This is a genomic window from Candidatus Thiodictyon syntrophicum (assembly GCF_002813775.1).
Classification (GTDB): Bacteria; Pseudomonadota; Gammaproteobacteria; order Chromatiales; family Chromatiaceae; genus Thiodictyon; species Thiodictyon syntrophicum.
Genome location: NZ_CP020370.1, coordinates 850,762 through 865,162 on the forward strand (window position 1 = coordinate 850,762; position 14,401 = coordinate 865,162).

The window sequence follows — 14,401 nt, forward strand, 5'->3', positions numbered from 1 at the left end:
TCTTCATCTTGGCTATGGCCGCAGTTGCGCGCCGGGGCCGCCGCTTGGCTACCCTACACCGGCGCAATGCCCCCCCTCCTTAACAGCTTCGCCGCGACCCGGAAGAGATCAGGCATGTCGAGACGACCGTCCTTACGTCGGAACATGACACCGATGCGTTCGAGGGCGACGAATAATTCATGCTCGCCCTGTCGCTCGGGGTCGGGGAATGGCGGCAGGTAGTTGTTTTCGGCATCGGCAATGAGCCGCTGCACGGTCAGCGCATTGCTCCAGACGTGATACACATCCTCCTCCACCCGCGGTAACAGCAGACCGGCAAGCGGGGCCAGCACCCCCTTGATCCAGGGAAACTCCTGGTGCAACTGATCCACCCGGGTCTTGGATGCGGCACGCAGCCCGTGACGGATGCCCTCGGGGGTGATGACCCGGTCAACCGGCGGGGTGAGGTGACGGGCGGCAGCGATCATCATGCCGAGAAAACTGCGGGGCGTGACCTCTGCCCTAGCATCGCCCAGGTGCGTCATTGGCCAGTCGTAGGTATTGCCTTTCTTATAGGCATAGGCACCCTGCCCCATGTAGGGTCCAGCGAGTGCCGTCATGAGCGTCTTCTGATCCGTGGGTATGTATGCCAAAGGCCAACGGTGGGTAAGGATAGAATCCCGATTCCCCTGCGGGAGGTTATTCAACTGGAGCAGCGCCGCGAATGCAGTCCTAGCATCGTCGTCCGGGGCCAGCGCCAACCGGGCGAAGAGCAGACCGTAGAGATCCCACGCGGTCCAATCGAGCCGAATGGCGCCGGTGCGCAGCTTCGGCAACTCCACGAAGCGCAGTGCATCGTCGTCGAGTTGATCCGGCCGCAGGAAGAGCTTGAGGCGGATCGCACGGTACGCGCGCATGGCCCACACCACCTCCAGCAGGGTCTCGGTCAGCAGGCGCCTCCTGGGCCAGGTCCGCGCCACGGTATCCAGGGCGTCGTAGACCACCAGCAGGCTCTTACCCGCGGCCCGCAGCCGGTTTTCATGGGCAAGGAGCTGATCTTCGCGGGCCTCGTAATCACGCGCCAGGTCCAAGAAGACGCTCGGTCGCGCGGTCTCATTGCCGGCAGAGCGATCCGCTGCACTCAGGATGGTGGCCCACCAAAACGCCTTTGCGTCGTCGTGGCTACCGTTCGGTGCAACGGCTTTGTCGATGGCATCCACCGACACGCCGTCGGGGCCGCCGATGCCCGTATAGCCAAAACGGACCTCAATCCGGTCCAGCCCGAGCCTGGGATAGGCACGCGCTGCCGCCTCGCGGGTGTCTGACTGGAAGAGCACGCTGGCCCAGAAGCTCTTGCCGCTCCCGCGCGAGCCCAGAACGATGGGTGTCGCCGGGTCCAGGGCCGCGGCGTGGGTCTCCGGGGCATAGATCTCATCGAGTCTTGCCGCATTCGCGCCAACCGCGTCGGCGGAGGCGTCCGGCGGGATCGCGGCGATGGCACTGCGGATGGCCTGGAAGGCGTCGGCGGGGAGGCTCATCCCACGTCCTCATTTTCGGGTGGCTCAGCGTCCGAGCGCCGCAGGGAACCGACTCCGATGCTCGGTGCGCCCGCCAGGACCGAATCCGAATCGACAGGTATCGTAATCGGCAGCGTGTCATGGATTTGGTCCAGCAACTGGCCGAAGGCCGGCCGATAGACCCGCTCAACCAGCAGATCCTGTCGCGCCTGCGGGTCGAAGCCGCGAAACCGGGGGTCATCGGCCACGGCCAGCGGTATCCGCGGTTGCCAATCTTCGTCCGGGAGCACGGCCGCATCTGGTGCCGTGTCGTCCCAGGGTATGTCACTGAAGGCGCCCACCACTGGTAATTCCGGGTCCACCCGCAGCGGGGCTGGCCCGAGTCCGACGTCAGTAAACAGGGTCCGGCAACGCTCGGCGAATGCCGCAGCATCCAGGGTCTTCTGCATCTTGCCCTGGACCAGGGTGAGGCGGTCGAGCCATTCAGGCGCGCCCTGCGCCCGATCGACGAATCGCGCCAAATGGGACAACAGCACCTCGAATCCCTGATACGTCTGCGGTTCATCGAGACCGAACAAGAACACCTCCGCGCCGAGCCCCAGGAGTGCCGCGGCGGTGGTCTCATGCAGCCCGGCGCGCGCGTCCACCAGGATCGCGTCGTAGCGGTGCGGATCGGCGAAGGCATCCACCAGTGCGCGGATCTGGTCGAGCAGCGTGGTCACCTGACCTTCAGGCCCGATGTCTTCTACATAGGCGCGCGCGATCTTGGCGAGCACATCCGCGGGGTGACTCAAGGATCGCCGACCTAGCACTGGAATGACATCGATCCGTCCGCGTCCGCCAGCCAACCCGGAGGGTCCGACCAGATCGGTCAGAAAGGTCGCGTCAAGTGGCGCAAGCCCGTTTTCCACCAAGGCGTCGAGCACGCCGAATTCAGGCAAGGTGCCCTCGTCCAAGAGCATCGGCCCCAGACCGGGTGCTTCCAGGTCTAGGTCGATTGTCAGCACGCGCAGGCCGCGAGCGGCCAAATCCGCGGCCGTGACCGCAAGCGCCGTGGACCGGCCGACCCCGCCCTTCAGGCTCGCGAAGACGAAGCGCGGTGGCGGCGGCGCGGCCGGAAAGGGCGCGCGCAGCCAATCGGCGCCGACTAACCGACGATCCAGGAGTCGGACGCGGTAGGCCCCGGCGGTGACGGTCAGAGCGGCGGGGTCCGCCAGGATCGGCGTGACACCGTAGGCGTCAGCCCCGGCGGCGACCCGATCCGACCGTGCATAGGGCCCGAGGGCCAGGCGAAGCCGGTCCGAAAGGGTCTTGACAGCCGTCTCGTCCAACTCGGAATCGGCGAAAAAGCAGAGGCGCCCGGTCGTGTCGCGCAGAGCGACTCCCGCGGACAATGTCTCTTCGCCAAGCGCTTCCGCCACGACTCTCGCAAGGGTAGGGAGGCTATCGTCGAATCGAATCGTCATGATCGGTCCTCAGGTGCCGATTGCGGCGACGGCATTACGTGCCTGTGTCTGCCAGGCGCTGATCCAGGAATCGTCGATCTCGTTACCTTTGCAATAGCACATATCGGTATGCCAGTGCTCCATAAACGCCTGGTCCTCTATGAATCTCAAGAGTGGGCCGCCGCGGCGCCCCTGCAAACGGTCGCGAACCATGGTGCGTAACCGCGGGAAGTGTTTGTAATATGCGTCGTCTGAGCGCTGTGCTTCAGGAAGCGCTCGCAGTCCCGCCTCGTCCATCATCGCCTTGATGGCACACTCGGCCGCTATTCCGTAGAGGTAACCGGCTACACGCCGACAGGGCTCAGTGAAAAGCGCGTCGGCCGCAGCAAGGTGACGGTAGGGCACTGGTTCAGTTTAATTCCTGTTTACAAGACATTGAAATATATGTAATATATCTAGTTCGGCGCGGGTTTCCGTCACTTTTTGAATAAGTGAGAACTTCTTGAACGGACAATGGACATGCCCTCATTGCAATTCACAGAATTGTCGGCATCACAAGACGTATCAAACCGGTCATAACGGTACGCGTTTGCTGTGGCGATGTCAAAGTTGCAATAGGCTCTTTTCCGAGACCAAAGCCACCCTTATCGAGGGGCTCAGGAAACCGACCAGCTTCATCATTCAAGTGCTCAAAACGCGCACTGAGGGGATCGGCTTGAACGCCGCCTGCCGGGCCTTCGCGATTGCGAAGAATACGTTGCTCCTATGGGAGCGTCGCCTGGCCGATTGCAAGGATGTGCTGGTCATATATGCCCTGACGCACACCTTTATTGAGCAACTGATCGAAGGTGATGAGCTTTATACGAAAGTGAATAGGAATGTCCCCCCGGAGGATTGTGAAGGCTGGACGATCGTACTGATGGAAAGGGCAAGTCGATTTATCTGGGCGCTTCAGTGCGGGAAAAAGGATCGCAGCCTATTTTCATATGCCATACAAATACTTAGAGATGTCATCCTGCGTACTGGCGATGTCACTCTAGTCACCGACGGGGAACGTCGGTATGGCAATCTCCTGTTTGAAATTTGCCACGAAGTATTGCGAACCGGAAAACGCGGCCGCCCACCGAAAGTGCTTCGTCGCGGTGTGAAGGTGCGCCTTAAGAATAAAGGGAAAGGAACTGATAGAACGGGGCACTCGCGTCCCAAATACGAAACCCCTCATCCGGAGCATCCAGAAACCGATCAAGATGTGACGCCAGCCGATATTCATGCTAATCATTTGGAAGCATCGAACGCTTCATTTCGGCGAAAGAATTCTGCTTATCGCCGCCGAACGAATACGTACGCGAAGAGCATTTCTGGTTTGCAAAGAACATTGGATATGTTGTGGATTGTCCATAACTTTATTCGCAGCCACTTCACGACAAAACAGGTTCCTGCGGTGGCTCTGGGGATTCTCCAGCAGGGACTCTCGTGGGATGAGGTCCTTAGAGTTCGACAGCCCAGGTTATAAAAATACTACAAAAACATAAGGATAAGGAAGAACCAAACTGAACCAGTGCCGACGGTAGGCTGAGCTTCGATAATCTGCGGTGTACGTCATGCGAGAGTGCCAGTAAAGACCGATGTTGTCACCTGGAGGCCGGCGGTTGTTGGAAGGTCAGGGGTATAGCTCATCTGCCAGCGACCAGCTACGAGTCAATCCAGGCCGGACGGGGCATTCGCCCCGTCCGAAACGCTTTCTCCGGACCCGCAGACTTGCGGCAGGGTTCAGCGCCGGAATAAACCCTCGGGACGGGGCGGATGCCCCGTCCCGCCCGCAAGAACTGCGACGCCGCGTTTTCCGCCCGGCTCGTCGCGGCTGAAGCCGCTCCCACAGCGTCGCTGCGCGACTCTTGCGATGAGGCCTCGGCCCGCGGTGCGGGATTGTCCCGCGCCGCTGGGAATTGCAGGTCGTCTGCGCGTCAGGCCTTGCGCCGCCGCCGCTTCGCGTCCGGCTTGCCGCCCTCGGCCGGTGCCTCGCCCGGCGCCAGCACGAAGTCGATCTTGCGATCGTCCAGATTGACCGCGGCCACCTGGATGCGCAGCCGGTCGCCCAGGCGGTAGACATTGCCGCTGCGCTCGCCCTGGAGGCGGTGGCCGATGGGGTCGAAGTGGTAGTAGTCGTTGTCGAGCGCGGTGATGTGGACCAGGCCGTCGATGTGGATGGCGTCGAGCTGCACGAAGATGCCGAAGGAGGTGACGCTGGTGATGGTGCCGTCGAATTGCTCGCCGAGCTTGTCCTGCATGAACTCGCATTTGAGCCAGTCGTTGGCGTCGCGGGTCGCCTCGTCGGCGCGCCGCTCGGTGCCGGAGCAGTGCTCGCCGATCTGCTGCAGGTCGGACTTGGAATAGTCGAGATCCGCCGCGGTGCCGTCCGCCAGCAGGTGCTTGATGATGCGATGGACGATCAGATCCGGGTAGCGGCGGATGGGGGAGGTGAAGTGGGTGTAGGCGGGGAAGGCGAGGCCGAAGTGACCCACGTTCTCGGCGCTGTACATGGCCTGCTGCATGGAGCGCAGGAGCACCGTCTGGATCAGGGCGCGGTCGGGCCTGTCTTTGACCTCGCGCAGCAATTGGGCATAGTCGGCCGCGACCGGCTTGTCCCCGCCCGGGAGCTTGAGCGCGAGTTGGCCCAGGAATTCGCGCAGGTCGCTCAACTTCTCCTGGCTCGGCAGGTCGTGGATGCGATAGATGGCCGGGATCTTCTTGCGCTCGAAGTGCCGTGCCGCCGCCACGTTGGCGGCCAACATGCACTCCTCGATCAGGCGGTGGGCGTCGTTGCGTACCACCGGGACCACGGCGCTGATGCGGCCCTGCTCGTTGAACTCGAACTTGGTTTCGGTGCTGTCGAAGTCGATGGCCCCGCGCTCCACCCGGGCGGCGTGCAGCACCAGATAGAGTGCGTGCAGGTCCTGGAGGTGGGGCAGCACCGCTTTATGCTGCTCGCACAGGGCCGGGTCCCGGTCCACGATCATAGCCGCCACCTGGTCATAGGTCAGGCGCGCCTTGGAGCGCATCACCGCCTGGAAGAAGCGGGTGCGGGTGACTTTGCCCTCGGCGTCGATATAGAGTTCCGCGGTCATGCAGAGCCGGTCCACGTCCGGGTTCAGTGAGCACAGTCCGTTGGACAGGACCTCCGGCAGCATGGGGATGACCCGGTCCGGGAAATAGACCGAGTTACCGCGCTCCAGGGCCTCGGTGTCGAGCGCGGTGCCGGGGACCACATAGGAGGAGACATCGGCGATGGAGACCAGGAGCTTCCAGCCCTTGGGCTTGCGCTCGCAATAGACGGCGTCGTCGAAGTCGCGGGCGTCGGCCCCGTCGATGGTGACGAGCGCGAGCTTGCGCAGGTCCGTGCGGCCCGCCTTGGCGGACTCGGGTACCTCCGGGGTGAGCCCGGCGACCTCGGCTGCGACTTCCGGGGGCCACGCGACCGGCAGGTCGTGGGCGCGGATGGCGATGTCGGTCTCCATCCCCGGGGCCATGTGGTCGCCCAGGACCTCGCGGACCCGGCCGATGGGCTGGGTGCGGCCGGTCGGCTGGTCGGTGATCTCGGCCACCACGATCTGGCCGTGGGTGGCGCCGCCCAGGCGGTCACTGGGGATGATGACGTCGTGGGAGAGGCGCTTGTTGTCCGGCGCCACGAAGCCGACGCCGCTCTCCTGATAGAGGCGGCCCACCACGGTGCGGGTGTTGCGCTCCAGCGTCTCCACCAGCGACCCCTCCAGGCGCCCGCGGCGGTCGCGCCCGCTGACCCGTACCACCACACGGTCCCCATGGAACAGCGTCTTCATGTCCTTGGGGTAGAGATAGAGGTCGTCGCCGCCGTCGTCCGGCCGCACGAAGCCGAAGCCGTCGGGGTGACCGATCACCCGCCCGGCGATCAGGTCCTTGTGGTTGACGATGCAGAAGGCGTCCTTGCGGTTGCGCAGGAGTTGCCCGTCCCGAACCATGGCGCCCAAGCGTCGCTCCAGGGCGGTGAGGTCGGGCTCGGTGGTCAGTTCCAGGGTCGCCGCGATCTCGGCGAAGGCGAGCGGGGCGCCGTGGGCGGTCAGGGTGTCGAGGATGAACTCCCGGCTCGGGATGGGGTTCTCGTATTTCTTCGCCTCGCGCTGGCGGTTGGGGTCCTTGTCCCGGGCGCCGGTCTCCCGCGTGCCCTTGGCGGCGGGCTTGGGGGTGGACCTGGGGGCGCGCTTTGGCGCAGTTGCGGCGACGCCGGGCGCCTCAATGGGCAGGGTATCCGCCCGGGGGGCCTCTTGGGTCGCCTTGGCTGCGGGCTTGCGGCGGGGCTTCTTAGGCGGCGACGGGGCGGTCGGCGCGGAATCTGGGGGGACGGCCTGCGGATCCGCGGCCTGGCCTTCGGTCTGGTTGTCGGTAGTTTTGCGTCTGGTCACGTGGTGTTACTGAGTATGTCTTTGGTCTGCGGCTAAGACCGTGTAGTGTATCGTTGACAAGCCCGCCCTGTCTCACTAACATGCCCGCTCCCGTCAGGCCGTCTCCCCCGTGAGTCGCCCCGATCCGGAAAAGCCGAGATGGCGGAATTGGTAGACGCGCTAGTTTCAGGTATTAGTGGGGCAACCCGTGGAGGTTCGAGTCCTCTTCTCGGCACCAACTCCTGATCAGCCGACATGCTGATCAAAAGACAAATAAAGCACTGTGAAAACAGTGCTTTTTTTTTGGGCTTGCTCCTGGGGCCGGGCGGCGGCGCTTGGTCCGCACAGCGGACCCTACAGTTACAGCTACCGGACGTTCTCTCGGACCGGGCGGCGTTGTCGTTGTCGTTGTCGTAATCGTGGTCGGATTATTCGATTACGACAACGACAACGACAACGTACCCGGGATCTCGGTCACCACATCAGTTCTGATCGCACCCCGTGCCCATCACCCGGTTGCGCCCCCCATGCTTGGCCGCGTACATCGCCTGATCGGCACGGCGCAGCAGGTCGTCCACGGTGTCGTCCGGGGTGAAGCCGGCCACGCCGATGCTGACCGTGACTGAAATCGCCCGCTCGCCGACGATGACCCACTGTTCGGCGATGCTCGCGCGCAGCTTCTCGGCGATCGGCAGCGCGCCCTCATAGGGGCAGTCGGGCAGCAATACCACGAACTCCTCGCCGCCCCAGCGTCCGGCCCCATCGCCGCGGCGCCGGTCGCGTTGGATCGCGGCGGCGACCGTCGCCAACACCGCATCACCGGTTTCGTGGCCGTAGGTGTCGTTGACGTGCTTGAAGTGGTCGACGTCCAGGGACAGTAAGGCGAGCGGGCGGTGTTCGATCCGGGCCCGCCGGACCTCCACCTCCAGCCAGGTCTTCATGGCCTGCCGGCTGGTGAGACCAGTCAATACATCGGTGCTCGCCAGATGCTCCAGGCGCAGGTTGCTGTCCTGGAGTTGCTCCTGAAAGCGGTCGCTGATGAGGACCAACTTGTTCAGCCGGCGCAGGAGCTTCTCATAGCGCTCCGCCAGGTCCGCCAGCGGCGCGGCCAGCGGCGAGCCCGCGTGCGCCGGGTCGGACAGGGTCGCGTGCACCCGGTTGAGCGCGCTGTCGGATACCGGCGCGCCGACCGGGCGCGGCCCGGCGGGCGTCGGCAGCGGCGCCCGGACCCGTCCGCCGTAACGCTCCTCGAGACAGCCCGCGCAGACCCCGCGGGCGAGCCCCAGGTCAGCATGGTGCTTCAGGAACTCCCCGACCCGGGACTGGTAGTGGTCGTCCAGGTGAATCCGGCCGCAATAGCGGCACACCGGCAGCCCCAACTCGCGCAACTGGCGAAACTGCCCATTGACCGCCTCCAGGCGTTCGATCAGGTCGCGGCTTGACGCCTGATAGCGGTCCGCAATCGCCAGCACCTTGTCCAGACGCGCGGCGAGCCGCCCATGGCGCTCCAGCAACAGGCGATATTCGGCCGGCCAGTCGACCGGCATCCCGGCCGCCAGGGCGGCCCGCAGGGCCTGGGCGCGGGTGGCGATCGCCGCCTCGGCGGGGCCCACACCGTCGTCGAGCCCGCGGCCGTCATCAAGGTCGACCGCGTCATCCACGGGCAGGGACCGTCTCGAACGGGAAGCTGACCTCCTCCCTGAATTCCTCCGCGAGTTCCAGTGCCCGGCCATTGTCCGGGTCGTAATACCAGTGCATCAGGACCGGCTGGCCGTGGCGCCAGGCGTCCTCGAAGCGGTCGAGCAGGTCGAGCATGCACTTGGTGCTGCTGCTGTTCATATAGGGCATATTCACCGCGATGGTGATGGCCTCCCGGCGCTCGCCGAGATAGCCGTCCACCCAGGCCAGAATCGGCTCGAAAAACTGGAATGAGTTTTCCGGATAGGATTCGCCCTGCAGGGTCAGGGTACGGGTCTGCAGGGCAAAAGACACGCGCGGGGTCGTGCGGGTCTGCGGCAGGTCGAGTGATTCCATGATCGGTCTTCTCAGATACGCACGAGGAGGCTGACGAATTCCCACTCATCGGTGAGCGGGGTGCGTGCCAGCAGTATCGGCATTGCGGCCCGGCGGGCGATGTCCAGCAGGCCGAGGCCGGCGCCGCGGCTGCCCGGTTGGTGCGGCGCACGCAGTTGCTCCTTGAAGCGGCGGCGCAGGGTCTCCTTATCCAGCCCATTCAATTCAGCGATGCGCCCGGCGAGCCCGGCCGCATCCGCGCGTGCGACCACATTGCCGGCCCCCACGGCGAAGCGCTCGCCGTCCCACAGGATGGCGATGATGGCGCAGTCCGGGTTATGCGGCTGACCCGGGGTGAAGCCCTTGGCGGCGATATAGTTGCGGACGTTCTGGGCCAACTCCACATAGACCGCGAAGACATCGAGCAGGGCCGAATGCTCCGCCGCCCGCTGCGCCAGGTGTTGGCGCACGGCCACGCCGAATTCCTCGATCAGGCCATGCGAGAAGGGCCCATTGAAGCAGATGAGCACGTCGTGCAGCGCGAAGTTGTTGCGCAGTTCAAACAGATCGATGGTGGGCATCGGCCACTCCTGGGGCTTGGTATCGAGTCAAGATAGTGAACCGTTCTCTAGGGCAAGGGGGCGGGGGCTTGGCCGTGCGCGCCGGCCACCTGCCAACCCAGCACGGTCACGTCATCCCGGGGCGCGTGCGCCCCGGCATGGGCCAGCAATTGATTCCGGAGCGCGTCGCGCTGATCGATGCAGGGCGCGTGCCAATGCCGCTCCAGCACCTGCCTGAGCCCGTCGCGCCCGAAGGGCAAGCCGCGCGGGCCGCCCGGTTGGTCCAGCAGTCCGTCGCTGCACAGGTAAAATGATTGGCGTGGTTGCAGCGCCACACTGTGACTGGCAAAGCGCTGGTCCGGCTTGGAGCGCTTATAGCCCAGGCTCGCGCGATCACCGCGCAGCTCCGCCAGTTGCCCATCGGCAACGATATAGAGCGGCAAATGGGCACCGGCAAAGACCAGCCGCCCCTGGTCCGGCTGAATCAGACAGATGGCCGCGTCCAGTCCGTCGTCCGAGGGGGCGGCGGCGGTATCCTGACGCAGCGTGGTGCGGATCGACTCATTGAGCCGCTGCAATAAGAGCGCGGGTGCATAGCAGTGTTCATCCCGGATGAGCCGCCGCAGCGCGGTGACCGCCAGCATCGACATCAGGGCGCCCGGCACCCCATGCCCGGTGCAGTCCAGGAGTGCGACCAGGCCGCCCTCGGGACAGGTCTCCAGACAATAGATGTCACCGCCCACGATATCGCGCGGCAACCACAGACTGAAGGAATCGGCCAGATAGTCATTCAGGGCCCCGGGCGGGGGTAACAGGGCGGCCTGGATGCGTTGGGCATAGGCGATGCTGTCGGTCAGGTCGCGCAGCAGTTGCTCGGAGCGCTCCTTTTCCTGCCGCAGGTCCGCGAACGCCTGCTGCAACTGGCGCGTCATCTCATTGAAGGCGGTCGAAAAATCACCCATGAAATCGACCCGTTGGGAAAGGTCCCCGGCGGCGATCTGCTGCGTCTTCCAGGTCAGATGGCGCAGGTTGGCCTGGAGGCTCTTGAAGGATTGCAGCACCCGCATCTTACCCGCCGGGGGCGCGCGGTCCAACTCGCCGCGGGCCATCGAATACATGAAGTCGGCAAAGTCGTCATACTCGATGACGAGGCGGTTGAAATAGCCCACAAACTGATTGAACTCGTCCTGCGGATAATCTGCGGGCAAGACCATGGGCGGCGGCTTTTCACCGCGCAGGATCCGCGACAGCGTTGCGGTCAACTGATCCAGGTGATGTTCGGCAACGGTGACCATGCGTCAGCGGCGGCGGTGCGGGCGCGTCAGAGCGCGTGCGCCTCGAAGCGGCATACGCGGTCCCCCGAGGCCCAGCAATCGACCTCGCGCACCTGAAATTCCCGCCCGGTGTGGGAACTCAGCAGGCCATGGATGAACCCCTCGTCATAGGTACAGACCTGCTCGCCGCAGACCGGCAGCCCGGAGCAATCCAGGTCCTCGGCCACCGTGAGGGTGAATCTGAGCCGTTCCAGGTCCGCCTGCTCGACGCGCAGGATGCCGATATTCAATTTCCGCAGTGCGTCCTGGAGATCGCCGACGAAGTCCGGGAAGCTACCCTTCTTCGTCAGCACATGGGCATAAAACTGCACCCCGGCCTCGCGGCCGGCGTCATAGAAGACGCGGTCGGCATCCGCGACCCCCATCCGTTGGATGAGGACGTCGCGCAGCGTAAATTGCATCAGGCGATAGACCGCGACATTCATCGAGTCGCCCAGGTTGGGCCGACCCTCCGCGAGGTTGCCCAACATGGACCAGTCGAAGTGCGATTCGGTACGCTCTTCTTTGAACATCGAGTCATCTCCCCGAGGTTGAATAAAGTGGGGCCGTAAGGGCTTGGGCCCTGTGGGTAAGTACCCGGGAGCGGCGTGCCGGCGCTAAGAGTGCCGGGCTCCCATGCTACGCCCCGCCCCCGGATATCTTCAAGGCGCCGACCGTCTTTTGGTCCCGCCAAGCGGTGGGAGCGGCGTCCCGCCGCGATCGGGCTGGACGGGAAGCCCGGGTGGCGCACCTTGCGCGGGGCGGGTGCCCCCGCCTGCGGGAGGTGAGGGGCGGGCGTGGGCCCCCGTCTCTGTCGGAGCAGCGTCTCCCGGCGAAGGAGTGCGCAGCCAGCCGGGTGTGCCGGAGTTACGCCCTCCGGGCGCCCCGTGCACGCCCCGCGACATCGTGGCTGAGGGCCTTCCGATGGGCGATTCTCCACGCGTTCGGATTGACCTGAACAAATGCGTCCGTGCACTATTCGCCTACTGGGGCCTTAGGACCCGAGGCGCCGTTCTCGCGGCGCGATGGGCCGCGTTCCACGGCAGGATCGTCGGGTGTCGCGGAGCCAGGGCTCCGTCGAGTTCACCCGTAGCCCCTTGAGCTTGTGACCGATGTTCGCAGAACTGGATTTTCGGCCCGAAATGTCTTACAACAGTCGGCATGGCCGAAATTCCTTGCCAGTCCTGCCGCCCCGCGTCGGAGTTACTCCGGCGTCTGGAGGTCCGCCTGATCCTGCCCGGGGAGCGGGACGCGTGGGATGCGCTGGTCGAGGCGCATCATTACCTGGGCCTACGCTCGTTATTCGGCAAGACCTTACGCTACGTTGCCACGCTTGATGGGTGCTGGCTGGCGCTGCTCGGCTGGCAGGCGGCGGCGCTCAAGTGCGCGGCCCGCGATGCCTGGATCGGTTGGCCGCGGGTGCTGCACTATCAACGCCTGCATCTGCTGGCCAACAACGCCCGGTTCTTGATCCTCCCCGCCACCGGGCGCGTCCCTAATCTGGCCTCGCGCATCCTGGCGCTGAACCTGCGGCGCCTGTCCGACGATTGGCTGCGCGTCCATGGTCACCGCCTGTTGCTGGCCGAGACCTTCGTCGATCCAACGCGTTTTACCGGTGCCTGTTACCGCGCCGCCAACTGGCAGGTGGTCGGCACCACGCGCGGCTTTGCGCGCTGCAACGGCCGCTATACCCCCCATGGCGAACCCAAGCAGGCACTCGTCTATCCGTTGCACCCACGCGCCCGGGCGCTGTTGTGCGCCCCCGTGCTACCCGCCCCTTGGAGCACGCCAATGCAATCCGTCACCCTGACCACGGCCCAGATGCAGGACCTGCAGCAGCGTCTGCGCGCGCTGCCCGATCGGCGCCGTCCGCGCGGTAAACGCCATCCCCAGGCCACGGTGTTGAGCATCGGCCTCGCCGCCGTACTCGCCGGCAACCGCGGCTATACCGCGCTCGCCGAGTGGGCAGCGCGCCTGACCCAGGCCCAACTCAAGCGTCTACACGCCCGCTACAATCCCCGCACCGAGCGCTTCGAGCCACCCTCCGAGCCGACCTTGCGCCGCGTCCTGCAAGCCAGCGACGTTGCCGCCATTGATGCCACCTTGAGTGACTGGCTGCTCGGCCTCGTCGCTGCCGACGATGCCGTGGCCGTCGATGGTAAGGCCCTGCGCGGGGCGGTGCGCCCCGACGGCACCCAGGTGCATCTGCTCAGCGCGTTCCTCCAAGATCAGGGCGTGACCGTGGCGCAGCGCGAGATCCCGGCCAAGACCAACGAGATCCCGGAGCTCAAACCGCTGCTCGCACCCTTGGACCTCACGGGACGGGTGGTCACCGCCGATGCGCTGCATACCCAACGCGAGACCGCGCGCTTCCTGGTCGAGGAGAAACAGGCCCACTATTTTTTCACGGTCAAAGAAAATCAGCCCACCCTCTATGCCGACCTCAGCGCCCTGACCGAGGCGCATTTCCCCCCTCTGCACCACGACCCTCGATAAGGGCCATGGGCGCCTGGAGCAGCGCCGCTTGATGGCCTCCACGGCCCTCAACGACTACGTCAACTTCCCCCACGTCGCCCAGGTCTGTCGCATCGAACGCGCCGTCACCGAACTCACGTCGGGCAAGCAACGCGACGAGACGGTGTTCGCCGTGACCAGCCTGCCACCGCAGTTGGCCGACCCGCCGCGACTCCTGCAACTCAACCGCGGCCACTGGGGCATCGAGAACCGCTCCCATTATGTCCGCGACGTCACCTTCGACGAGGATCGCTCGCGCGTGCGCGTCGGCCACGGACCGGCCATCATGGCCAGCCTGCGCAACTTCGCCATCGCCTTGGCTCGTCTGCACGGCTTTACCAATATCGCCAGCGCCCTGCGCGCCTTCGCTCACCAACCGCGCCGGGCCCTGGCCGCCATCGGCGTCTGACACCCGACGCCGCTGACGCTGACGCACGGCCGCTCCGGCGGAGGCTGGCGCTCGCCTGCGCCCGCGCACTTCCCCTTCGCGCGCCTCGCCCAACCCCGCGATCGTCTTCGCCAGATCTACCGCCCGACCGTCACCCGCGCGCTTCGCATCGCCCGAGGCCCCCGCCGCTACGTCAAGCCCCCGGACTTTGACGGGACCCTGGTCGCGGAGCCGCCTGAGTTGAAACCAACATTCTT

General features: G+C 65.1%; 12 protein-coding genes and 1 tRNA gene. 4 read left to right on the forward strand and 9 right to left on the reverse strand.

Annotation, left to right across the window (positions count from 1 at the left end; all coding sequences use genetic code 11):
* Positions 1–53: 53 nt before the first annotated feature.
* From THSYN_RS03705 to THSYN_RS33405, 3 genes are all read right to left on the reverse strand, one after another.
* Positions 54–1,517, reverse strand: coding sequence for a hypothetical protein (locus tag THSYN_RS03705; RefSeq protein WP_100917954.1), 1,464 nt, complete (start codon positions 1,515–1,517; stop codon positions 54–56).
* Entirely contained in the window at positions 1,514–2,890 is a 1,377-nt protein-coding gene (locus tag THSYN_RS03710; RefSeq protein WP_157817439.1) for a KGGVGR-motif variant AAA ATPase, read from the reverse strand. Before THSYN_RS03710 ends, THSYN_RS03705 begins: the two co-directional genes overlap by 4 nt.
* Before the next feature lie 81 nt (positions 2,891–2,971).
* Positions 2,972–3,112: a hypothetical protein gene (locus THSYN_RS33405; RefSeq protein ID WP_157817440.1), complete on the reverse strand. Its 141-nt coding sequence runs from the start codon at positions 3,110–3,112 to the stop codon at positions 2,972–2,974.
* Between the two features lie 331 nt (positions 3,113–3,443).
* On the opposite strand from THSYN_RS33405, the gene THSYN_RS03720 reads away from it, so the two are divergent.
* Positions 3,444–4,454, forward strand: a complete 1,011-nt coding sequence (locus tag THSYN_RS03720; protein ID WP_100917404.1) for an IS1 family transposase — start codon at positions 3,444–3,446, stop codon at positions 4,452–4,454.
* Positions 4,455–4,905: 451 nt separating this feature from the next.
* Here the strand turns inward: THSYN_RS03720 and rnr are convergent, their stop codons facing one another.
* A complete protein-coding gene (rnr, locus tag THSYN_RS03725; protein WP_236848789.1) occupies positions 4,906–7,377 on the reverse strand; it encodes a ribonuclease R in 2,472 nt (823 codons plus the stop codon).
* 132 nt (positions 7,378–7,509) lie between these two features.
* Between rnr and THSYN_RS03730 the strand changes: the two genes are divergently transcribed.
* Positions 7,510–7,594: transfer RNA gene (locus THSYN_RS03730), tRNA-Leu, on the forward strand.
* Between the two features lie 244 nt (positions 7,595–7,838).
* Here THSYN_RS03730 and THSYN_RS03735 read toward each other — a convergent pair.
* The 5 genes from THSYN_RS03735 to THSYN_RS03755 are packed head-to-tail and all read right to left on the reverse strand — an operon-like array spanning position 7,839 to position 11,775.
* Complete coding sequence (locus tag THSYN_RS03735; RefSeq protein WP_100917957.1) at positions 7,839–9,017, reverse strand: diguanylate cyclase; 1,179 nt, start codon at positions 9,015–9,017, stop codon at positions 7,839–7,841.
* On the reverse strand, positions 9,010–9,390 hold the full coding sequence (locus THSYN_RS03740) for a DUF1987 domain-containing protein (protein ID WP_100917958.1): 381 nt from the start codon (positions 9,388–9,390) through the stop codon (positions 9,010–9,012). Before THSYN_RS03740 ends, THSYN_RS03735 begins: the two co-directional genes overlap by 8 nt.
* 11 nt (positions 9,391–9,401) lie before the next feature.
* On the reverse strand, positions 9,402–9,950 hold the full coding sequence (locus THSYN_RS03745; protein ID WP_100917959.1) for a SiaB family protein kinase: 549 nt from the start codon (positions 9,948–9,950) through the stop codon (positions 9,402–9,404).
* Between the two features lie 47 nt (positions 9,951–9,997).
* A complete protein-coding gene (locus THSYN_RS03750; RefSeq protein WP_100917960.1) occupies positions 9,998–11,224 on the reverse strand; it encodes a SpoIIE family protein phosphatase in 1,227 nt (408 codons plus the stop codon).
* A 26-nt stretch (positions 11,225–11,250) separates the two neighbouring features.
* Positions 11,251–11,775: a V4R domain-containing protein gene (locus THSYN_RS03755; protein ID WP_100917961.1), complete on the reverse strand. Its 525-nt coding sequence runs from the start codon at positions 11,773–11,775 to the stop codon at positions 11,251–11,253.
* Between the two features lie 628 nt (positions 11,776–12,403).
* Here THSYN_RS03755 and THSYN_RS03760 point away from each other — a divergent pair.
* Together THSYN_RS03760 and THSYN_RS36545 are read left to right on the forward strand one after the other, a co-directional pair.
* Positions 12,404–13,738, forward strand: a complete 1,335-nt coding sequence (locus THSYN_RS03760) for an ISAs1 family transposase (protein WP_216644545.1) — start codon at positions 12,404–12,406, stop codon at positions 13,736–13,738.
* A gap of 31 nt (positions 13,739–13,769) precedes the next feature.
* Complete coding sequence (locus THSYN_RS36545) at positions 13,770–14,165, forward strand: hypothetical protein (RefSeq protein WP_100917962.1); 396 nt, start codon at positions 13,770–13,772, stop codon at positions 14,163–14,165.
* Positions 14,166–14,401: the final 236 nt, after the last annotated feature.

Excerpts from the sequence above, each read along its gene's own strand:
- THSYN_RS03760 (WP_216644545.1), top strand. The coding sequence starts at position 12,404 with ATGGCCGAAATTCCTTGCCAGTCCTGCCGCCCCGCGTCGGAGTTACTC.
- THSYN_RS03755 (WP_100917961.1), bottom strand. The coding sequence starts at position 11,775 with ATGTTCAAAGAAGAGCGTACCGAATCGCACTTCGACTGGTCCATGTTG.
- THSYN_RS36545 (WP_100917962.1), top strand. The coding sequence starts at position 13,770 with ATGGCCTCCACGGCCCTCAACGACTACGTCAACTTCCCCCACGTCGCC.
- THSYN_RS03750 (WP_100917960.1), bottom strand. The coding sequence starts at position 11,224 with ATGGTCACCGTTGCCGAACATCACCTGGATCAGTTGACCGCAACGCTG.
- THSYN_RS03705 (WP_100917954.1), bottom strand. The coding sequence starts at position 1,517 with ATGAGCCTCCCCGCCGACGCCTTCCAGGCCATCCGCAGTGCCATCGCC.
- THSYN_RS03745 (WP_100917959.1), bottom strand. The coding sequence starts at position 9,950 with ATGCCCACCATCGATCTGTTTGAACTGCGCAACAACTTCGCGCTGCAC.
- THSYN_RS03740 (WP_100917958.1), bottom strand. The coding sequence starts at position 9,390 with ATGGAATCACTCGACCTGCCGCAGACCCGCACGACCCCGCGCGTGTCT.